Source organism: Pedobacter sp. GR22-6 (assembly GCF_037402555.1).
In the GTDB taxonomy this organism is placed as follows: Bacteria; Bacteroidota; Bacteroidia; order Sphingobacteriales; family Sphingobacteriaceae; genus Pedobacter.
The window spans coordinates 340,132-360,034 of sequence record NZ_JBBEUC010000002.1 but is presented as its reverse complement, the minus strand read 5'-3'; the positions used below and the strand labels follow the sequence as shown (position 1 = coordinate 360,034).

Sequence of the window (19,903 nt, the reverse complement as noted above, 5' to 3'; positions counted from 1 at the left end):
CCTAGATGCCTAAATTGCGTTTGCTCAGCTGAATAGCTCTTTCTATTCGCGGACGGTTGTATCGCTGAAGAAAAATCGGGTAAAGGTTCAGCAAGACATTCAACAGGAGTAACCACAAAGATTTGGCAAGTCCGAATTTGAATGCCACGAAAACATTAAATCCGAATACGATCACTAAGATAATGAGGTGATCCAGTTCGGATTTTTTCGTTTGATAACTCAAACTGGTCAGGGCCTTGGTGGATTTATCAAATGGGTAAGATTTCCTGATCACTTTTTCCCAACCGATCAAAACCAATAATTTTCTAAAAATATTGATTCCAAAATTTTCGTAGATTTTACCCCGGTTTTCCCAAGCCTTTTTATCAAAGTAAGCAGCACTAAGCGGGCTTTTTAGTGTTCCGGTAAAAAAAACAACGAAGAACATCAATAGGAAGTTCAGAACCCATGAAAATGCAAAACCGTCCATTTTTATGTAAGTGACCAGGCCCCAAATGGAGCGGATGGTGAGGATTGCAATTAAAATTAAAGTAGCTGTTTTTTTCATTGATCAATGCGTTATTAAAACAATTCAAAGGCTAGCGGCCTTCGGAAAACCGATCATAGGCTGCCTTAGCCAGTTCTGCTATTATCCTGTCATTCACTGCTTCCTCTTCCCTGGACATAGACACAAATACCGAAATGACCATATGATTTCCATTCGGCAGCGTCACGATACCAATGTCATTGGTAGCATAGGTAAGTCCACTGTCATCAGTGCCTGAATACCCCGTTTTATGCGCAACCGCCGTACCGGAAGGCAATAGACCTTTTAGTTTCTTAGGTCCAGAAGGGGAATTCTGCATGATGTCCCTCAAGTATTCCATAGAGGAAGCTTGTAACACTTTTCCTTCTGTAAATTTAAGGAGTAACGCCGTGGCCGATTGAGGCGTACTGTAATTTCTAAACTGAACCCTATGGTCCTTATGCATTTCCTCTTCTGTAGCAACTATCGCTACCTCCTTTATACCAAGATTTTTAATATACCGATTCACATATTTTGGTCCGCCAACCAGTCTGAATAAAATATCACATCCATTGTTATCACTTTGCCCTGCAGTATAACGCAACAATTCGTCAATGGATATGGACACGTTTCCATTGGGATACTTGTCCCTCAGCGGGCTATGCGTATCCGGAAGTAAATCTCCTTTTTTAAGAAATAGCTTTTGATGAAGCCTGAGCTTACCTTTATCTACGAGATCAAGCACTGCAAGCGCAAGATGAAATTTATATACGCTTTGCATTGGAAATCTCCGATTTCCATCTAGAGAGACCGTATCTCCCGTTTCCACTACAGCTAAAGAAATTCCGACGGTGGCAGATTTACCATCGGTAATCCTTTGGAGCTGCTGACGGATTTCTTGTTGCTGCGCCATAGCGGGAATTACCCACAAGAAACAGCCAAATAATAGGGATAAGATTGATTTCATCACTGGTTTAACTCAAGTTGGGCTTTCGATTCAGCCCATCAGGCTAAAGTTAAACAAAAAAGCTTTCAGATTTGCTCAGGAGAAAACACAATCAGTGTTGCTGAAAAACATTTCGTATCATTTTTGATTTATTGAAACCATGTGGAAGAGATATTGTTATGCATCAAGTAACCAGATTTTCAATTGGTTGCAAGCTGTTCCACCATCAATCAGCAATATGAAAAAAAACACAACCCAACTAACACCAGAAGAACAAAAACTGTTCGGAGACCTGATGCCGGAAGAATTGGAAGAGGTACTTCATTCGGGATTCAACAGACGGCATTTCTTAAAACTCATGGGTCTGGCAACAGCCGGACTTCTGGCCAGTCACCTCGCCGGAGCTGAACAGCTTTTTGCGCGGGCAGTAGACATCGAAGAAATTCCGGATTTATTACCAGAAGCCATTGAAAATGGCGTTAACGTCAGCTTCAAGGTAAATTCAAGCAACAGAAAGGTGCTTGTGGATTCGAGGATGACTTTATTGGATACCCTGCGTGAGCGGATAGGCCTCACGGGTTCTAAAAAAGGCTGTGACCATGGTCAGTGCGGTGCCTGTACAGTAATTGTAGATGGAAACCGGGTACTGTCCTGCCTTACCCTTGCAGCAAGCTGCGAAGGCAAATCTGTGATCACCATTGAGGGACTTGCAAAGGGTAACGAACTTAATCCGATGCAAACTGCATTTTTGAAACACGATGGTTTTCAATGCGGCTTTTGCACACCCGGACAAATCTGTTCAGCAGTAGCATTAATGAAAGAAGCTAAGGAAGGCCAGGCGAGTTTTGTGACGACGGCCATTCGGGATGCTAAAACTGAGCTGCAATTGACTGATGAAGAAATTTCAGAAAGAATGTCCGGAAACATCTGCCGTTGTGGTGCCTACCCAAATATTGTAGCCGCAATTAAGGAAGCCCAAAGTGGTAAAAGCATTGAACAAAACTGGCTTTATGCCGGTTAAATTTTTAACAAAAGGCCATGAACCCATTTAAATTTTCAATTGCTCAGCAACCTTCCGAGGCCATTGCAATGCTGGCAAAAAATAACAGCGCCGCATTGCTCGGCGGCGGCACCAACCTTCTGGATTTGATGAAAGAGCATGTAGCCAACCCAAGTGAAATCGTGGACATCGGGCGACTGGATTTAAAAACCATAAAGCAAAGCCCGATGGGTGTCAGCTTAGGTGCGCTTGCTAAAAACACCGAAACAGCTCAACATCCCCTGATCAGAAAAGAATACCCCATGCTGAGCCGGGCCATCCTTGCAGGAGCCTCGGCCCAGATCAGGAATATGGCAACCAATGGAGGAAATTTATTACAGAGAACTCGCTGCAGCTACTTCTACGACATTTCCATGCCCTGCAACAAACGCTCGCCTGGAAGCGGCTGTGCTGCCATGGAAGGTTTCAACAGGATGCATGCCATTTTTGGCTGGTCGGAAAAATGTGTGGCGGTATACCCTTCAGACATGGCTATAGCCTTATCTGCATTGCATGCCTCTGTAACAGTACTTCAGTCAAATGGAACTGAACGGCGCATAAAATTCGACGATTTCCATACCCTGCCTGGCGAATATCCTGAAAAGGACAACAGTTTAAAGCAGGGCGAACTGATTACCTCAATTGAAATCCCAAAAAACAACTTTGCCCAACATTCTGCCTATGTTAAAGTCAGGGACCGCAATTCCTATGCTTTTGCCCTGGTTTCGGTAGCTGCTGGCCTTGAACTTGATGGCAATATGATCCAGGCTGCCCATATTTCAATGGGTGGCGTGGCTCATAAACCATGGAGGGCACTAAAAGCCGAAGCGTATTTAAAAGGTAAACCGGCAACACAGCTGAATTTCATAAAAGCTGCAGAGGAAGAAATGAATGCAGCAAAACCGCTTTTCCACAACAAATTCAAAGTGGAAATGGGAAAGCATACCCTGGCAAATGCACTCGAAATGGCACTTAAAGGTTAATTTTTCAAAGCACTATGGAAGAAAAAAATAAAACTATCGGCAAGGGAATCGACCGGATAGATGGGATCCTGAAGATCACGGGAAAGGCGACGTATGCAACAGATTACCCCGCAAAAAACATGGCTTATGCCGTGCTCTTTAAAAGCACCATTGCCGCTGGAAAAATCATAAAGATAGATAGTGAAGCTGCTAAACACGCAGCAGGTGTTTTGGCTGTAATTACCCATGAAAATGCCCCCAAGTTAAATGTAAAAGGTGGTCTGAGAGGCGGTGCCTTGTTGCAGGGGCCTGAAATTACTTTTCATGGTCAGCACATCGGCCTGGTTGTCGCAGAAACCTTTGAACAAGCCACAAATGCGGCTCATCTGGTTAAAGTGGTGTATGAGCAGAGTAAGCATGAAAAAATTGATTTTGAACGGGAAGCTCAAAACCCCCAGATGCCTAAAGGGAAAGAACTTCAGGATTTCGTCAGAGGTGATGGAAAATCCGCTGCAGGAACAGCAGAGGTAAGCATCGAAGCGCAGTATGAAACCCCTATAGAGCACCACCACCCATTGGAACCCCATTCCACCATTGCCGTATGGGAAGCTGATTTACTCACACTTTACAATGGCTCACAAATTATAAACGGCGCACAGGCTTCCGCAGCGGCCACACTTAACCTGAAGCCGGAGCAGGTTAGGATCGTCTCACCCTATATAGGCGGAGGTTTTGGATCCAAAGGTGGGCAATGGGCTAATCTGGTGCTCACAGCAGTTGCTGCTAAGATGGTGAACAGACCTGTAAAACTTGCGCTGACCCGGCAACAAATGTTCAATTCAGTGGGCTTACGTCAGCGGAATATTCAAAAAATAATCCTTGGTGCGAGTAAAGACGGCAAACTCAGCAGCCTTGTGCATGAAACGGTTACGCATACCGCAATTAACGACGAATACATTGAACCCTGCGGCGATTGTTCGAAGATCATGTATGAGGTACCAAACGCTTTAATCTCTTATCGTGCAGTCCCAATGCACCTGATCCTGCCGACCTATACCCGCGGTCCCGGGAAGTCAACAGGAAGCTTTGCTTTGGAGTCTGCAATGGATGAACTTGCCCACAAGCTTGGCATCGATCCGATTGAGCTGAGAATCAAAAACGAGCCCAAAACCGATCCTTCCAATGGCAAACCCTGGAGTTCCAGAACAACTGTTCAATGCCTTAAGGAAGGTGCCAAAGCCTTCGGCTGGGACAAGCGAAAAGCTGAACCTGGAACCCATAAAATCGGGAATGACCTCATTGGATACGGCGTGGCTTGTGGAACCTATCCGGCAAGGCAACGCGACAGTTCTGCCCTCATCAAGCTCAGCCTTAAAAATGGGAAAGTTTTCGCCACCGTAGAAATTGCAGCTTCAGATCTTGGAACCGGCACCAATACCATTCTTGCACAAACGGCTGCTGACGGCCTGGGTCTCCCTGTTGCGCAGATCACCATAACCATCGGCGATTCTTCCCTACCTCCTGCTGCCGGATCGGTAGGTTCCGTGGGCGCCTCCAGTTTTGCAAACGCAGTGAATGATGCCTGCACAAAGATTACTGACGAACTGCTTTTAAAGTCCGGCAAGCAATTTTTTGTGCGCCCAACAGCTGCCGAGTTGATGCTTTCAGAAAAAACAACATCCTTTCAGACCCGGTCAGATTCCAAAGCCCCTGCTGAAGCTGAAAAGTATTCCTGCCATAGCTTCAATGCGAATTTTGCGGAGGTGAGGATCAACAGTATTACAGGCATGGTTAAAGTGACGCGCTTTTTGGCGGTTACGGGTGCCGGAAAGATTTTAAACCCTAAAACTGCCCGGTCACAAATCATCGGTGGAAATGTTTGGGGCATAGGAATGGCTTTGACCGAAGAATCAATTATTGACCCACGCTATGGAAGTTTCGCTACCAGGTCTTTTGCGGATTACCATGTGCCCTCGAACCTTGATGTAGGAAAGCTGGACGCCATGTTCATTAACGAAATAGATTTGGTACCCAATAAAATGGGCATTAAGGGCATTGGCGAGGTTGGAATTGTCGGTGTCGCAGCTGCGATTGCTAATGCAGTTTTTAATGCAACAGGCAAAAGAATCAGGGCGCTGCCAATTACTCCCGACAAACTGCTTTCCTGATCAGAACTTAATCGGCTTTCTTCATGATGGCCTTAGCCCGATCAAAAAAGCTTTTCTCCTGTAATTGCTGCTCGACTTCATTAATGGCTTTCATCAGGTTGTTTTGCGTATCGGTCAGTTCGGTAATCGCTGCGATGATGGTCCCCCAGACAGGCTGCATTTGTTCAACCAGTTCTTTCCCCTTATCGGACAATTGCAGTAAGCGTTTGCGCTCATCATGTTTGTCCTTTTTAGATCGGATCAGCTTTTCCTTTTCCAGTTCCTTTAACAAAGTGATGGTGGATGGGTGTGTATAGCCAATTTCCGCAGCCAGTTCAACCACGCTTAACACCGGTTTGAGGTGCAGTGTATAGATGACAGGAAACCATTTTGGCTCAAAGGTAATCCCATTCGCCTTGTAAACCAGGAAACCATCTTTCCTGATCTGTTCGCTCAAGCGCTGCAGGCGGGTGGAAATTGCCAGTATACCCGATTCATCAATTACATTCATTGGATTTTGTTTAAACATTTAAATGTAAGTGATAAAATTTATTGTCGGCCATCATCCTGGGAAAATAGGAAGGAAGGTCTGCTACTGCTATCGGGTTAAAATTGTTTTTCTCATAAAAACGGTGTGCCGCTTTTAGCATATCTACGGTACCAAGGTAGATGTCCCTGATGTCTTTTTTACGACAGTCGGCGATCAACGTTTCCAGCAGTTGTTGTGCGATACCATATTCCCTGCCCCTAAACTCTTTTTTCACGAACATTTTTCGCAGGGCAGCCGCATGGTGACCGGTATTCATCAGGGCAATGGTGCCGACCAGTTCGCCCTCTATTTTCGCAGCCCAAAAATTGCCGCCCTCCCGGTGGTAATTGGTTTCAATATCCAATAGATCGGGTTGGCCTTCAATGGTGATCGGGACATTAAACTCAATTTGTTGAATGGGTAATATCAAATCTATAACCGATTTGCAATCGTCATTGAATATGGGGGCAATGGTCAAATTAATAGTGTTCATAGCATTCAAATTTTATTTATGTTCAAATATACGTAGTTGACTACATAAATAAAAATAAAAAGGATTGAGCTGGAAACTCTTCAAAAAAGATTACAATTTCCGTTCTTTCATTTTCTTCAATTCCAGCGTAAGTCCTGCTAATTTAGCTTTTGATTCCAGTTGAAGTTTACTAAGCTTAAGGGCTTTCTGTTGGTTCAGCACAGCTTCATCATGGAATCCCAGCCTGTATAAAATATGAGCCAATGTATCATAATATTTTGGATCGGGATTTATCTCAATAGCTCTTTTGCTCCAAAGCATGGCTTTGCTAAGCTGCGCATCATTTTTGGCACCAAATTCATAAAACTGCCCTGCGGCACTGTTCAATCGATCTGCAGTATGTGCAGTCTCATTGAATTTCCCGGTACTGTCAGACTTTCGCTTTGCATTTTTCACCGAGTCAAGGCCGATCTTCATGTAGAATGTGTCGTAATAACGGCCTGCTGTGGAGAAAAAGTTAGCCGTATCTTTAACTCCTTTATAATACTGCATCATATTCCAGGTATACAGCTTGTCTCCTGCGTTATAGTTATTTGCGTGTGTATTTCTTGCGAAAGAAGCAGACCGCATGGCAGCAGACAAATTCTTCGTAGCGATTGCGTCATACAATGTATTGTTACCTATTCTTTCATTTATAGTGATGCCTTCCGACAATGGGAGTGACAACAAGATGCTGTTTGCCAATTTTTCATTGTGGTAAAGCAGTTTATAGGCATTTCCCGTTAAGAGCGGACCCGCTTTGAAGATAAATAACAACTCGCCAGGCTCATCAAATTCTGCGATGGTGAGGTAGGTAATATATTTTTCGATCAACTGCCCATTATTAGTCGTTCCAGTTTTGATCCGCAGGTTGATATAATCTTTCAGGAATTTTCTGCTGATCTCACCACTTGCGTACTTTTCGTCGAAATTGACCAAAGCAATTCTGCTTTCCAATCTGTCCAGTGCTTCTTTTCCGAGATCAATAAAAAATTTATCACCTGCCTTTACACCGTTCGTTTTACAGATCAGCTTTTCATCACTACTGATAAAGATGCAACCAGGATAAACCCTTACATTATGTAAGGATGCCAGCCGAATGGCGTCCCGCTCAACTGATGTCAATTTTAGGTTAACAAAATTAGTATTGTAAAACTGGCTTGTTTCTGTCTCATTCAATCCTCCTTTATTGGTAAGTCCGGTACTGTCCTTTGGAACCAGGAAGATGAAAACTGGCTTTTTAACCGCCTGGGATTTCTTTAACGCAGCGCTATAGTTTTGTTCGTAGACGATTTGCGCGTATGCTGCAGAACTAGACCACACCAGTGCCAGCAAAAAGGAAATTAAGAGTTTATTCATTATAGAGCGCGGATACATCATTTAATTCAACATTCGCTTAAGATACTTATCAAATTGTCTTGGCGTCATTGCGGCTGACCCTCTGACAGCATACAAAATTTTATGGTTGGGATCGGTAAGTAACATCACAAGATCATTTTCAGTTCCATATGCTTTCGTCAAATCCTGGGCATCCAGGATGTGCTGTGTATTTATGATGGGATTTCTAAGTAAAGCCTGAGCTGCCCTTCCGGCGGGATGATGCGTGATGGCGAGGATTTCAATTTTTCCGGGAATTTTATACTCGTTGAGCACGTTGTTAAGTTTTTCATTTACATCTATTGCTGTCTTAGCATAATATGCATCGGACCAAAATATCAATGCGATGATTTTACCTTCAAGGCGCTTCTTGTCTACATAACTATAAAGGGGTTTAGTATCAAGGATGGTTCCTGTTTTTAGTTTCGCACTAGTTGGCTGTAATGTAAAGCTATAAATCGAATCCATCTCTGCCTGAATCTTCTTATCCACTTTAGATATTACATGTTTATAGTCTGGAAACTGTTTCAGCTTTCTAATTGAAGGCTCATAATCGAAACTCATGAGCCTGGCCTTCACATCCGCAGGATCCAGGATATTGCCTTCAACGTCATAATAATTTTTATCAGTCACCTTCATGTCACCAAGGATCCTGTTGAGTTCACTACCCTTCATGATCGTAGTGGTACTTTTAGTTGTTGTTTCTCCTGGATTTTGCCCGAAAGCGAGTGCAGAAGACAACGAGATAATCAGGAGCAATTGATATTTCATGAGTTTACGTTAAGCAACTAAGGTAATAAAATTAACCAGATTTCCACCTATTATTGAGTTTCTATTAAGTAAGCTGATCAATCGACATGGACTACACCTAATAACCAAAAAAGCCCCAGATTTCTCCGAGGCTTTCAGTGCACATGGGGGGACTACAGTCGAACAACTCATACCTCTTTTAAATTTCTTTGAAAGGATCAGCTCCAAGATAAAATAGTACTTTTAGGCCACGCAAGGGGCCTTCCCTTATCATATGGACGCTGTTGATGAAGATCATATATTTCTAGTAGTGCGATGAGAAGAGCAAGATGACTCCTCGCATCATATGCCGATCCTGATACAATTTTCCAATATCCGAAAGTTGGAAGGATTTTCAACGAACCCCATTGAAACAGCTATAAAGGCACTTTTACTTAAACGCGACCAACTGAGGATGTATTGAACCAACTCCTCAAACCAAGTTGCCAATCTGACTCCGGTGAGTGATCAGGAAGCAGCAGGATAGCGTTAGTATTTAACTTAATTTAGGTAAACCGAGTGATGTAGCGATAATAAATATAAAATGAATAGCGAAACTAAATAGTGATAAGAGTAACCTTTAGATTTTATTGATCGCTCAAAGTGTTTTAAATTTCAGCCGTAAAGAGTACTTTGGGGGATATGCTTCCGACAAAATTACATTTTCAAACCTTGCCTCTAGAATTAATCTTACAACTTGTATTTTATTCTGATCACTTGTCTTGATTGTACTTATAATTAAATTAGCAAGATTAACATAGCAGGCGATGAACACTTAATTTTACTTTACAAGAGACTCTTTAACCGTTTCAAGGTGTTTTAAGGATGAATTAGATATGCTCTCAGGAATCTTGTAATTATGATATCTGGCAGTCATGCATGTTTGGTATAGAAATTTATAACTTTTTCCGCACTCCGGTAGATTATCGCGTACTAGGTCAACTGTAACCAAATGTCGATTAGGCTTCTTACCTATAAATCGATGTCCATTATAATAGCTTTCAAAGTTTGGGTATTCCCTGTATCCATCATTATGAGGGAATATTTCATGCTGTACATAATGCAAGGCGGAATAAAACGCCGTTGTTACAACCCAGTCATTACAACCGTCAAGCTTAGATAAAATTTCGCATACCTTTTCATTATGCTGAGCGTGTAATTTTTTAGACATTAACTATTCTCCTGACCTTTTTAGAGTGTGGCTTTTGTGATAACCATCACCTTTTAAAATGGTTTCATCGATACTTCCATCATCAAATGTAAAGTTTATCCTAACATTATAGTTTTCAGACCTACTATCTCTCTCTATTTTATCAGTTACAGTATAAATTTCTACAAATTCATCCATAAGATACTTTTCTATCGGTATAGTCAGAAGTGCAGTCTGAGAAACAAATGAATCTATTTTAATAAAGACGGCGTTTGCAGTAGAACCTATTTTAATTAATTCTTTTAGAACTTCATCTACATAGGTTAGAGTGAGAACTAAATTAGCTTTGATTCTATCTTGAATTTTTTGCTTGTCGTCCTCCCCTCTGGCGTCCCAACCTTCGTTGAAATAACCAACCATATCTTTGATATAATCATCAGACTCGTTAATACGATCTATCCAATTTTGAGAGTTAACTGGTGTGTTAGCCGATGTCATTTTATTTAGTTATTTACAGTCTCCATAAGGGGCCGCAAAAGTAGGAATTTTTTTTTAACAAAACTAGATGTATAAAAAAATATGCATAACCTAATGCATATCCTCCTTCGCGATCACTTTATTAACGGCTAATGTATACATTTGGTTTGTATAAAAAAAAATATTATTGTAATTACTTTATAATATAAGTAAAGTTAAATACTACAATGTACACACTACCCAAATATATCCTCAGCAGTAGCGTCCTGCATATTTAACCTAAACGTTCATTACGAGCTTTGACCATATCGAATACGTTTATTCCTAATGAGTTCGCATAATCTGATAGCAAAGAGTCAGAAGTTATCAAAGCATCAAATTCGGGAGCCAAATGTAAAATTAAGGAGTCAGTTAGTCCAAGTAATGGCAAATAAAAACTGTTTTCTACTGTTCGTGACGAAAGAGTTTTTTCCGTTGTTTCAGTCAAAATCTTTCTGAATGTGAGATTATAAAGTTCTCTATATCGGCCATTGAAGCTGTTCAATAAATTATCAAGCTCCGTCAAGGTGCTTGGCAAAACAAGTATTTTATTTAAATCGTAATCTATTAGACTCATGATGGTTTCATAATCCTCTATTTCATAAATTGAAGTAGTCTTATGCGTGTTTATAATGGAAGGATCCATCATCCCAAGTACAATTACAACTAATGCATTAGTATCAACGAGAACCATCCTTGAACATTTTCATATTTTTAAAAGTTCCCTCTTCGGAAATCAATAGAGTTTTATACACCCTATCATATGGCAACATACTTGATAGTCCAGGCATACCGATAATGTTTTTTACATGGGGAATATTGATATTGTCCATTAAAAACGAAACACTTATTTCCCAATCTAAATTGTCGCTAGCTTTTTCAATCTGCTCAACTCTAAAATCTCTGATGTTTTTACCAAATAAAATTTCAATAGAGTCTTTTGCCGCTTTTTTTAGTTCACTTAAATTCATATTAAATATATTGATTTCGAATCTATGTATAACTATCGAATATACCAACCCCCATAGCAACCCATTACCAATATAGAGTGCGTCCCGCGATCCCCAGACACACAGACCAAACTTGCTTCAGCTCAACAATATATTCGTCTACATCAGCGACACATCCTTTTGCACAAATTATTTTTTTATTATTGTTAAATATTATCGTTCTGAATGGAAAATTTCGAAGAATTTTTAAAAGATTTAAAAAATAGGCTATCTAATCCTTTATTGCTTTCTTTTTTTATTTCGTGGTGTGTTTGGAACTGGCCGATCGTCGTGGCCCTAGTATTCTATTCGCATGATGAAGTAATAAGAGATGGCTACAAATCATTTTTTGACATTATCAATCAAAGACAAAATACATGCAAAATGATAGTATGGCCTGCTCTCTCCAGTTTGGTCTATACTTTTGCATTCCCGTACCTAGTTTCATTTATAAAACTTCAAAATGCCAGAATATCATCGAAAAATGATGATGACATCCTAAAAGCTACCAAAGATGACTGGATGCCGGTAAAGAAATACATGAAATTGATGGAGCGGACCAGAGAGACATCTAGCCAACTTAAACAATTAATAGAAAATGAAGAACCATTGAATACTGAGAATGTAAACTTACGCGCTGAAATATCCTTACTCAAAGAAAACGTTAGTAAAGAATCTCAAGGTAAAGTCAAAGCAATCGATGATTTATCAAAAATTATAAAGGACTTGGGACAACTTTCAGTAAACGGAGAGTGGATCGAACCCGCCGTTCAATCTAACTTTATTGTGAACTCGACCCCCTACAAATTCAAAATAAGCGACGCCGATATTATCATAAATGATGTTCCATATAAAATTGATGAAGTCATAAGCAACCCAATGGAGAAAAAGTCTTACGTGCGAATTTCAAGATCAAAGGAAATTGAACAATTTATTTTGTCATTGAAGTCAGACGGCAGCTTATTAGTTACAAATTCCGAAAAGAAATATCACAAAACACTATTCAAAATTAGGGATTAACAAATTGTACTCTCTCTCTTACAGCACGGAATAAATAAAATATTGAGGAATATAAAATTCGACATTATCTAAACAAAAACGGGGACTGATCTGGCGACCCTTCCCCGTTTTAAATTAACGCTCTCGGGGGCTAATATAGGTAACCAAACGTATATGGTCAAATAAGATTTGCCTTTGCATCTTGAATATGATCCGACCAATCAGTGGGGGTTTTGGCAATAGTATGTCTTGCCATTGATATTTCAAGTGCTTTAGACATTAATTTTAAGTGACCAGTTACAGTTGATTATCTTACATTAATAATTTCCCTCTTTAATGAGGCTATTTGCCGAATCGATCAGATTATCGTAATGGAAGAGATGAGTTTTCCCTTGTTCTCGATGCTGGCGCTGGATACGCCGGGTTTTGTCGTTAAAGTCTGAACGCCTGCCTGCTACTACTGCGTAGTGGATCCTAGTTTTATCCAGTTTTCGGAACTCGTCCCGTAAAATGACCCCTGGCATTTTCGCTTTTTCAAAAACCAGGTTTATTGTAGAAAAATTAGCTTCAATATAGGTATCCCAATCATCAATTTGAGCCAGTCCGGCTCTGAAGCACGTACCCAGGTCTCCGTCACCTTTGGTAATCTGACCATAAATACTTTCCAATTCCACAAAGACAAATTCGTAACCACCGGAATTTTTACCGACGATGACATAATCTGCCTTGAAATGCGGTGGTAATTCAAATTCCTTAAACAAGTAAGCTTCATGGTGCCCGAACCAGAAACCAGTTTTCAGCATGGAGGCGATGATAAAATAAGATTCCTCATTTTTAATATAATTCAATGCATCACGTTCTCTCGATTTGGGATCGCTGATCACTTTTTCATATCCGGCCAGCTTTGCTTCATACAACGGAACGTCTTCCAGTGCTTCTGTGGAAAGAAAGTTATTGGGAAACAACGATTCATAGTAATAGCCAGCAGCTGGCATCATTTCATGAAAGTCGAACAGATCATCTGTACTGAAATCAGGAATTTTGTTTGCCATCGCCTGGGCCTGGTCATAAGAGGCCTGTTCTTCTGCTGTTAATATTCTGTAGTCTCTTTGGTAAAGCATATTTTAGAGGTATGGAAAAGCTGTTCTAAATCGTTAATAGCTGTAAACTTTTTCATTTACACTTTTTGTCTAATGGAGTAGTTTGGATAAACTACAAAGGCATCGGCAGGTTTTTGATAGCACATAATAAATCTGCATACCGGCTATCGAAAACCCCATCATCCCGAAAATCTAAGTGAATATATTGATGCATGAAATCGGGTATACTTACCTCTTGATTGCCACTTCTCAGCAATGGGATAATTTTGTCATTGCCGACCTGATTCTTGTAAAGGTCCGCGTTGAGAATAGAGTATTCATAACCCGCGCCACCAGATCGGTTATCAGCTTTCAACTTGTAGGTTGGCGTAAAAATTACAAGGACTTTGTCTGACTTAGCAATTGATTGTTCTGCAAAATGAGGCACACTTTTTCCCGGCCTAAGGACGTGACGATCGAGGATCACATTGATGTCGTCATTACACAGTTTACGGGCCAGCTTCAACACCCACATTTTATGGTCTTCATTATCCCAGGTATACGAAACAAACACTGTTGGATTTTCATTTGTTTTGAGCGAACCGGCTGAATCAGCCTTTTCCTGGCCATATAGCAACACTTCCAGTTCCTTGACCCTTATAATATCAAAGGGCTTGACCCGCTCTAAAATTTTGTTGATAGTATCCATTCTTGCTCGAATTGGCAAATTCTCCAGTATCTCCCTGTAGTAAGTTTTTCGCGTTTCACTTTTCCCTAACCGTTTTCTTTCCATCATATACTGCTCGTAGTCGGGATGGTAAGGAGAAAACAACTGAACAACATTGAGAAATTGAGGGCCGGAATAATAGGTGTCCGGATCCTTGAGAATATTGATGAGCTCAAATAATCTATTGAAAATTTCGATCCATTTTTCCGGAAGCGGATCATTTCCAGGCACAAAATAACTTTTTAGGGTTTCGCTAAGCTGGGAATTATTGCTTTTTGAGCTTGCATTCTTTCTACTGCCGTAGTTAGTTGGCCTTCGCAGGGCAAGTTCCTCCATAAGCATCATATAATGATTTTCCTGCAACATGTATTGCTTGGTGTGGTTCAGCTGGTAGAATGTTTCCAATACCTCAATGATGACTTCATCTTCTACAGGATAATCCTTAATCTTTCTGAAAAATTCTATTTCGATCAGTTGAGCTGCTTGCTGAAGACGCACATCCGACCAAATTGTCTTATGGTGTTTGTAGATCAGATCCAGAAGCTCTAACCATTGCTCCTTGAAAAGTAAGCCATAGATGATTTCCGGATCAAATGCAATAACTTTCTTGTGTATTTTACTCATATTGTAAACTCAATTTTTACTAAAAACCAATTGATCAGATCAATTGACTGGTTCGGATAACGGAAATAATCTGATTGACCCTAATGATGTTTCAAAATAGGATCCGGATTTGTTCCGCTCAGGGAAGTTGCCTAGTTCAGGACATACCAGGTTCTCCGTAAATTCGTAAACCAATTTCCCGAAGTCCTCAATGTCCTTATCCGATACCATCGATCCGTCAAAATTATAGTGAGAACCGACCTGATTACGAACTGCAGCAAGTTGTTTAAGAGAATCAAGTAATGGCTTCAGTTCCTGTTCTTTTACAAAAGTGGAATAATCGTAAACGCCAAGCTGATCCTTTTTAAAATGCTGGACTTTTAGTACCTTTTGTAATTTGGAAGAAATGCAATCAAGTAGTTCCCGCAACACATATTCATTTTTAGGCTTTCTGGGAACTTTGCAGGCATATTTTATAGAAATAAAATCCAAGACATTTTCTAGCACTGTACCTGCCAGATTTGAAATCCTTTGCCTGTCGAAATCATCTCTATCTAACGCTTTTTTCAGTTCCTCCAGATCTATCTTGCCATTTTGTGTTTTTATGCCTGTGTTGATGTGCCAGCTTCTTAGTTCAATGAAATGTACCTGATGAGATGGCGCACGGCTGAATCTATACCTATCTTTCCACGGCCGGTAATGGGTGGTGATAAGAATGTGTGAAAACAAACTGACCTGATCATGCAGCAGATTAATAAATCGATCCAGATGGGTTTCATCAACAGACATTACCACATCATCAAGTATAAGGATGGTCTCATCTGTTTTGTATTTTCTGGCTAAGGCTAAAAAAATGCAAATACCTAAAGTATCAAGATGGGATTCGCTGTACACAGACTGTGGTGTAATGGAACATTCCGAATGAAAATCAGCATTAAGCTCAAGTGAATTTCTAACGTTTGGCTTTAAAAAAATCTTGATTCCGCCAAGACTCTCCCCGGGATGCATTTTTTGATAAAGCAGTTCGACGTCGCTAGATATGGAGTTCAGTTCCGCATCTATAAAGTCTTTCCTCGATGTTTCTACGATCGTCAGTGCAGATTCAGCCGCCTTGGCAAGCTTTTCAGCTTTTCCAAATTCCTTTACGGATTTAACCAGGGCATCGAATTGTTGTTTTATCAAATTATGTTGGTTCTTGGACTTCTCAATCGTCTCACTCTCGATTTTTAAATCATTTATTAACAGCTGAATTGCACTAAGATTTGTGTTAACCATCTTGTATTTATCATTATTGACAGTTGACTTTTCAATTTTCTCCAAAACAGTCGTTAAGGGATCATCAGCTATTAACATTTTTTTCAGAGCTGGTATAAAAACATTGAGATCTTCGATAAATGAATTGACCTGCGCTTTTAGAATTGCTTCTGTTCGATCTTTCTGTTTTTTTGCCTCCTCATAGGTCTGCTGAGCAGCCTGGTAACTATTCATTTGAGATATCTTCTCCTTAAGAGATGAAAGTAACTCCTCCTTTTTAACACCCTGCTCACAAACCGGACATACCTTAATATCTCGCTTACTGGTGATATACGCATTGGCTTCAGTAAGTACATTCAATATGCTGAAATCACTTAGCGGGTGTGCCTTATTCAGCGCCCGAATCTTTTCAATTGATATATTTTCACTTTTAACGGTAAGTGAATAAATTACATTCGTTTTCTTGACTTCATCTTTTTTAGAAATCAGTGATATCCAATCTTGTAAAAGCTGTTTAATTTTGGCCTGCTTTTCCAGCAACTTTGATATATCTTTTTCAGACTCACTTTTTGCCCAAGACTCCCAACTTCCCATAGGACAGCTCTCCTCTTTCCAGGTTTTATCGAGTATGGCGGTTGCTGAACTGATTGTACTTTTTAGTTGAGTGAGCAACTGTGAGGTTGACTTTTTTGCTTTCCTAAGCTCATCCTCGCATTTCATAATTTCACTGACATCAATGTAGTCTTTCAGAACTTCGTAACGTTTAGCCGGTTCTGCATCTATCAAATGGATAATGTGGCTTCTTCTTAAATGTCTTAAAGTGGGAAGCCCTACAGATGGTGTTTTTATAAATGTAGTCCCAGAAGGATTTAGTTCAGTTTTGAAAATGCCTTTGTCAGTGGACAGTTTTATTAACACATCCTTGGCATCGCTTCCAAGAGACCTGATAAATTCCTTGTCAATTGAGGACTTGTCGCGTATAGACCCAAGACTATCTGTACAAAGAACAATAAATGCATCGGCGATACTTGATTTTCCATTACCGTTCTCCCCGAAGATCATAGAGATAGGCTTCGAGGGGTTAAATTCTATATTAAGCGGCTGTGTGGCACCACGAAATTTATTGATCTCGATTGCTTTAAGTTTCATTTGCAGGAATACTAGCGGTAATTTTCTTATCAAATGCAGCAATCCAAAACCTTTCAGTCATTTTCCCTTGTTCGAGAAGCATTTCAATCTGCTTCGCAGTTGTATCAACTATCAGTAACTTATCGCAGAGATTTGTAACAATTTTTACAGCTAGAGTATGATTTGGATCGTCAATTTGCATGGTATTTTATTCGTTATATCAAATTTAAACAATTGTAATCCACACACTCAAATATGTGGAAAATTATTTAACCAGAAAAGGATATGATTCCTTGCTAAAATATATAAATATAATCTAATCCACGACCTATGTAATAATGTTAATCGATGTGAACACATAAATTATTTTAAGCAAGGGTGAGATAGCGATTATTAACGACTTAGGATAGTAATCGCTTATAACCTTATGCCGTTGCTGTGGCCAGAATATAATAACTTATATTTGCCTCAATTAACGCTTGACCAAGCGCAGTTGCATAAAATGGGTAAGTTAAAGTTACAAAGTGACAGAAAGAGTTTAGGAGAATTTTATTTTTACCAAATACTTTAAAACAGCTTGGATGAGGTCACTTTTTTAATCTTTTCAAGCACTTTTTGCCCGAAGGGCCGCATGCGATTTCTCCTAAATTCGGATAACGCCACACGGGTCCCTTCTATCATGCTCCGCAATCCTTGTAGATACTATTTCAGATTGTAATGGGTGCCTTGGATATTCTATTAGTTACGAGCGATTCTTACATTTTAAGCGCTTCTAACTTTTGAAATAAGTCTTTCCAATACCTCTGGCGTTTTTAGCAAACTCCTGTAATTCAATCGGGTGGTTTTGATGCAAATAATTGATGTAGCCAGCCACTTGCCTGATTGCTTCATTTACATCAGTCACCTCAATTAACGCACCGTCTAAATCCTTGAGATATATTTTCATAATCATCTATTTAGGTATGCGATGCAGTTCTATATTTAGGTCGTCGGGAATCACTGGCAGGTGATCCGCGAGGTTTATTGCGACAGATTTTTCATCCTGAACAGCCAGCGCAATCCTTAGCACAATGAGACTATTGATTTTCAGAATTTCAGTTTTCCGATTTTTAAGTTTATAGTGAACATCCCATAGGGCATTCCAGTAACTGAAGCCTACACCCACGATTGTATGGCTTTTATAGTCTTTCCCTTTGCGTTTTTTGATGGTTAAACTGAATTTAAAGTTGTAGCATATAGCTATATCCTTCATCATCTTAAAATTTAGAATTCAAAATCTACCTCTCTCCGGATTGGTGTTTATACCTATAATTTGATGCTTTTGTGCATCTATGACCCGTCCGCAGCGTTCACAGCGGCAGTATTGAGCGCCGATAGGGCTTAGCAAATTTCCATAACGGTCACAGGCCATAAAGCCTTCCTGCTTTTCATAATTACCGCATTTGCATACCCAATAATCTAAGTACTCATGGTAATTCATCTCCTCAGCCACTTGCGGACTGAAACTATCTTTTCCTTTCATCATCTATTTTTTATGCTGACCTCTGTTAGAGGTCAGCTGTTATAAATTCCGTTAGTTTAATGCAGAACTGCCTACTTTAGCGAAGTCCATGCATAGATCAAAAGCACTTTGTGTACGTGCCGAGGCTGTCCCTGTCATAATGGATTTAAATTTGGCTTCTGTGTCCTTGTAGTTTCGTACATTTTGGAAATAGCCAGTCACCGCATTATATGCACCAAACACTGTTCCCCTGGTGGTGACTTCCTGCTGGCTTGGGCTGCTTAATGCATACTCATACACATTTTCGATAATGTTGTTGTATTGCGTTGATAGCTGTTCGTCCTGCCCTGCTTTCAGCTTTTCCAGTACCTCCCGATTTGGAACCATTGCCAATTGTATCAGGCGTTTTAGTTCAGGGTCATTGATACGAACCCGTGACCAGCGGTTATAAATCGCTTCCATTTCAATTGCCAGACTATTGGAAAGGCCTAGCATTTGGTGAGCTTGCCTGAGCTTATCCGTCGCATTTGCCATATGCCTGATTTTGATACAGTTGCTTTTATGTCTCAAAGCGGCATTTAGGGTATTTTCACAAACAATCCTTACCGGAGTAAAGGCGATACTAATGCTCCCCGAACCGTCATGCGATGAGGTTAAGAATAGGAACTGCTCGATCAGGTCTTCGCGGCCTACACGAATGTAGTCCGGAAGTTTAGCAGTGATAAAAGTGACCTGCCCACTGCCAAGGCATCCGGCCGTCTCATATTTGATACCAGTTCCCCCACCGACGATACTATCAAAAAAACCGAATGCTTCGGTATTTTGAACAACGCTGTAATCTTTGCCGACCAAGCCCAACACTTGATCGGTATCCGTACGCACAGTTGCGAAAAAATCGGGCAAAAGTATGCCGGGTTCAAAATCGTTCATGTGCTCGTCAACTTCTACATCGTTAAAGATTTCAAAGTTTTCTGTGTTACAAGTGAATAATGGTCGTTTTTCGACTTCGAAATTCAGCCCGGCAAATTGGATGGCCTCGCAACTATTGGGATACTGTTCTATGATCTGACCGAGGCCGTGCCATGCCTTTTCCTTTACACTAAAAAAACTGTGTTTACCTGTTTGCTGGTTATAATTAAGATTGTGTGCCAT

21 protein-coding genes are annotated in these 19,903 nt (G+C 40.4%); 4 read left to right on the top strand and 17 right to left on the bottom strand.

All coding sequences use genetic code 11. The features are described from left to right. Position 1: 1 nt before the first annotated feature. Together WAE59_RS09235 and bla are read right to left on the bottom strand one after the other, a co-directional pair. Positions 2-547, bottom strand: a complete 546-nt coding sequence (locus WAE59_RS09235; RefSeq protein WP_337855661.1) for a hypothetical protein — start codon at positions 545-547, stop codon at positions 2-4. Positions 548-578: 31 nt separating this feature from the next. Then, on the bottom strand, positions 579-1,472 hold the full coding sequence (gene bla / locus WAE59_RS09230) for a class A beta-lactamase, subclass A2 (RefSeq protein WP_337855660.1): 894 nt from the start codon (positions 1,470-1,472) through the stop codon (positions 579-581). Between the two features lie 217 nt (positions 1,473-1,689). Here bla and WAE59_RS09225 point away from each other — a divergent pair, with 217 nt between their 5' ends. Genes WAE59_RS09225 through WAE59_RS09215 form a run of 3 tightly spaced genes read left to right on the top strand, consistent with a single transcriptional unit; the run spans position 1,690 to position 5,620 of the window. After that, positions 1,690-2,472: a 2Fe-2S iron-sulfur cluster-binding protein gene (locus WAE59_RS09225; RefSeq protein WP_337855659.1), complete on the top strand. Its 783-nt coding sequence runs from the start codon at positions 1,690-1,692 to the stop codon at positions 2,470-2,472. 17 nt (positions 2,473-2,489) lie between these two features. Continuing rightward, the gene (locus tag WAE59_RS09220) at positions 2,490-3,473 is read left to right on the top strand and encodes an FAD binding domain-containing protein (RefSeq protein ID WP_337855658.1); all 984 of its coding nucleotides are present in this window, start codon (positions 2,490-2,492) and stop codon (positions 3,471-3,473) included. Positions 3,474-3,487: 14 nt separating this feature from the next. Then, entirely contained in the window at positions 3,488-5,620 is a 2,133-nt protein-coding gene (locus WAE59_RS09215; protein ID WP_337855657.1) for a xanthine dehydrogenase family protein molybdopterin-binding subunit, read from the top strand. Between the two features lie 7 nt (positions 5,621-5,627). Here the strand turns inward: WAE59_RS09215 and WAE59_RS09210 are convergent, their stop codons facing one another. From WAE59_RS09210 to WAE59_RS09180, 7 genes are all read right to left on the bottom strand, one after another. After that, positions 5,628-6,110: a MarR family winged helix-turn-helix transcriptional regulator gene (locus WAE59_RS09210; RefSeq protein WP_337855656.1), complete on the bottom strand. Its 483-nt coding sequence runs from the start codon at positions 6,108-6,110 to the stop codon at positions 5,628-5,630. A gap of 10 nt (positions 6,111-6,120) precedes the next feature. Further along, complete coding sequence (locus WAE59_RS09205; protein WP_337855655.1) at positions 6,121-6,621, bottom strand: GNAT family N-acetyltransferase; 501 nt, start codon at positions 6,619-6,621, stop codon at positions 6,121-6,123. 90 nt (positions 6,622-6,711) lie between these two features. Next, positions 6,712-7,998: a hypothetical protein gene (locus tag WAE59_RS09200; protein WP_337855654.1), complete on the bottom strand. Its 1,287-nt coding sequence runs from the start codon at positions 7,996-7,998 to the stop codon at positions 6,712-6,714. Between the two features lie 21 nt (positions 7,999-8,019). Beyond that, positions 8,020-8,787 carry a hypothetical protein gene (locus WAE59_RS09195; RefSeq protein ID WP_337855653.1) on the bottom strand — a complete coding sequence of 256 codons (768 nt, stop codon included), beginning with the start codon at positions 8,785-8,787 and terminating at the stop codon, positions 8,020-8,022. Between the two features lie 1,192 nt (positions 8,788-9,979). Next, positions 9,980-10,453, bottom strand: a complete 474-nt coding sequence (locus tag WAE59_RS09190) for a hypothetical protein (RefSeq protein WP_337855652.1) — start codon at positions 10,451-10,453, stop codon at positions 9,980-9,982. A 253-nt stretch (positions 10,454-10,706) separates the two neighbouring features. Further along, positions 10,707-11,165: a hypothetical protein gene (locus WAE59_RS09185; RefSeq protein WP_337855651.1), complete on the bottom strand. Its 459-nt coding sequence runs from the start codon at positions 11,163-11,165 to the stop codon at positions 10,707-10,709. Further along, positions 11,152-11,442 carry a hypothetical protein gene (locus WAE59_RS09180; protein ID WP_337855650.1) on the bottom strand — a complete coding sequence of 97 codons (291 nt, stop codon included), beginning with the start codon at positions 11,440-11,442 and terminating at the stop codon, positions 11,152-11,154. Before WAE59_RS09180 ends, WAE59_RS09185 begins: the two co-directional genes overlap by 14 nt. Before the next feature lie 204 nt (positions 11,443-11,646). On the opposite strand from WAE59_RS09180, the gene WAE59_RS09175 reads away from it, so the two are divergent. Then, positions 11,647-12,480, top strand: a complete 834-nt coding sequence (locus tag WAE59_RS09175; RefSeq protein ID WP_337855649.1) for a hypothetical protein — start codon at positions 11,647-11,649, stop codon at positions 12,478-12,480. A 296-nt stretch (positions 12,481-12,776) separates the two neighbouring features. Here WAE59_RS09175 and WAE59_RS09170 read toward each other — a convergent pair whose 3' ends face one another. From WAE59_RS09170 to WAE59_RS09135, 8 genes are all read right to left on the bottom strand, one after another. Continuing rightward, the gene (locus WAE59_RS09170; protein ID WP_337855648.1) at positions 12,777-13,580 is read right to left on the bottom strand and encodes a Shedu anti-phage system protein SduA domain-containing protein; all 804 of its coding nucleotides are present in this window, start codon (positions 13,578-13,580) and stop codon (positions 12,777-12,779) included. Between the two features lie 91 nt (positions 13,581-13,671). Continuing rightward, positions 13,672-14,889, bottom strand: a complete 1,218-nt coding sequence (locus tag WAE59_RS09165) for a toll/interleukin-1 receptor domain-containing protein (protein ID WP_337855647.1) — start codon at positions 14,887-14,889, stop codon at positions 13,672-13,674. A gap of 39 nt (positions 14,890-14,928) precedes the next feature. After that, positions 14,929-17,271: a hypothetical protein gene (locus tag WAE59_RS09160; protein ID WP_337855646.1), complete on the bottom strand. Its 2,343-nt coding sequence runs from the start codon at positions 17,269-17,271 to the stop codon at positions 14,929-14,931. Further along, entirely contained in the window at positions 17,261-17,452 is a 192-nt protein-coding gene (locus WAE59_RS09155; RefSeq protein WP_337855645.1) for a hypothetical protein, read from the bottom strand. Before WAE59_RS09155 ends, WAE59_RS09160 begins: the two co-directional genes overlap by 11 nt. A gap of 570 nt (positions 17,453-18,022) precedes the next feature. Beyond that, positions 18,023-18,196 (bottom strand): hypothetical protein, encoded by a 174-nt coding sequence (locus WAE59_RS09150; protein ID WP_337855644.1) that lies wholly within the window; start codon positions 18,194-18,196, stop codon positions 18,023-18,025. 6 nt (positions 18,197-18,202) lie between these two features. After that, positions 18,203-18,505 (bottom strand): hypothetical protein, encoded by a 303-nt coding sequence (locus WAE59_RS09145; RefSeq protein ID WP_337855643.1) that lies wholly within the window; start codon positions 18,503-18,505, stop codon positions 18,203-18,205. Between the two features lie 15 nt (positions 18,506-18,520). Beyond that, positions 18,521-18,775 (bottom strand): hypothetical protein, encoded by a 255-nt coding sequence (locus tag WAE59_RS09140; RefSeq protein ID WP_337855642.1) that lies wholly within the window; start codon positions 18,773-18,775, stop codon positions 18,521-18,523. A 48-nt stretch (positions 18,776-18,823) separates the two neighbouring features. After that, a complete protein-coding gene (locus WAE59_RS09135; protein WP_337855641.1) occupies positions 18,824-19,903 on the bottom strand; it encodes a DUF932 domain-containing protein in 1,080 nt (359 codons plus the stop codon).

Bases quoted from the DNA above. Each gene is read 5' to 3' on its own strand.
- WAE59_RS09235 (WP_337855661.1), bottom strand. From the start codon at position 547: ATGAAAAAAACAGCTACTTTAATTTTAATTGCAATCCTCACCATCCGC.
- bla (WP_337855660.1), bottom strand. From the start codon at position 1,472: ATGAAATCAATCTTATCCCTATTATTTGGCTGTTTCTTGTGGGTAATT.
- WAE59_RS09225 (WP_337855659.1), top strand. From the start codon at position 1,690: ATGAAAAAAAACACAACCCAACTAACACCAGAAGAACAAAAACTGTTC.
- WAE59_RS09220 (WP_337855658.1), top strand. From the start codon at position 2,490: ATGAACCCATTTAAATTTTCAATTGCTCAGCAACCTTCCGAGGCCATT.
- WAE59_RS09215 (WP_337855657.1), top strand. From the start codon at position 3,488: ATGGAAGAAAAAAATAAAACTATCGGCAAGGGAATCGACCGGATAGAT.
- WAE59_RS09210 (WP_337855656.1), bottom strand. From the start codon at position 6,110: ATGAATGTAATTGATGAATCGGGTATACTGGCAATTTCCACCCGCCTG.
- WAE59_RS09205 (WP_337855655.1), bottom strand. From the start codon at position 6,621: ATGAACACTATTAATTTGACCATTGCCCCCATATTCAATGACGATTGC.
- WAE59_RS09200 (WP_337855654.1), bottom strand. From the start codon at position 7,998: ATGAATAAACTCTTAATTTCCTTTTTGCTGGCACTGGTGTGGTCTAGT.
- WAE59_RS09195 (WP_337855653.1), bottom strand. From the start codon at position 8,787: ATGAAATATCAATTGCTCCTGATTATCTCGTTGTCTTCTGCACTCGCT.
- WAE59_RS09190 (WP_337855652.1), bottom strand. From the start codon at position 10,453: ATGACATCGGCTAACACACCAGTTAACTCTCAAAATTGGATAGATCGT.
- WAE59_RS09185 (WP_337855651.1), bottom strand. From the start codon at position 11,165: ATGGTTCTCGTTGATACTAATGCATTAGTTGTAATTGTACTTGGGATG.
- WAE59_RS09180 (WP_337855650.1), bottom strand. From the start codon at position 11,442: ATGAATTTAAGTGAACTAAAAAAAGCGGCAAAAGACTCTATTGAAATT.
- WAE59_RS09175 (WP_337855649.1), top strand. From the start codon at position 11,647: ATGGAAAATTTCGAAGAATTTTTAAAAGATTTAAAAAATAGGCTATCT.
- WAE59_RS09170 (WP_337855648.1), bottom strand. From the start codon at position 13,580: ATGCTTTACCAAAGAGACTACAGAATATTAACAGCAGAAGAACAGGCC.
- WAE59_RS09165 (WP_337855647.1), bottom strand. From the start codon at position 14,889: ATGAGTAAAATACACAAGAAAGTTATTGCATTTGATCCGGAAATCATC.
- WAE59_RS09160 (WP_337855646.1), bottom strand. From the start codon at position 17,271: ATGAAACTTAAAGCAATCGAGATCAATAAATTTCGTGGTGCCACACAG.
- WAE59_RS09155 (WP_337855645.1), bottom strand. From the start codon at position 17,452: ATGCAAATTGACGATCCAAATCATACTCTAGCTGTAAAAATTGTTACA.
- WAE59_RS09150 (WP_337855644.1), bottom strand. From the start codon at position 18,196: ATGAAAATATATCTCAAGGATTTAGACGGTGCGTTAATTGAGGTGACT.
- WAE59_RS09145 (WP_337855643.1), bottom strand. From the start codon at position 18,505: ATGATGAAGGATATAGCTATATGCTACAACTTTAAATTCAGTTTAACC.
- WAE59_RS09140 (WP_337855642.1), bottom strand. From the start codon at position 18,775: ATGATGAAAGGAAAAGATAGTTTCAGTCCGCAAGTGGCTGAGGAGATG.
- WAE59_RS09135 (WP_337855641.1), bottom strand. From the start codon at position 19,903: ATGGCACACAATCTTAATTATAACCAGCAAACAGGTAAACACAGTTTT.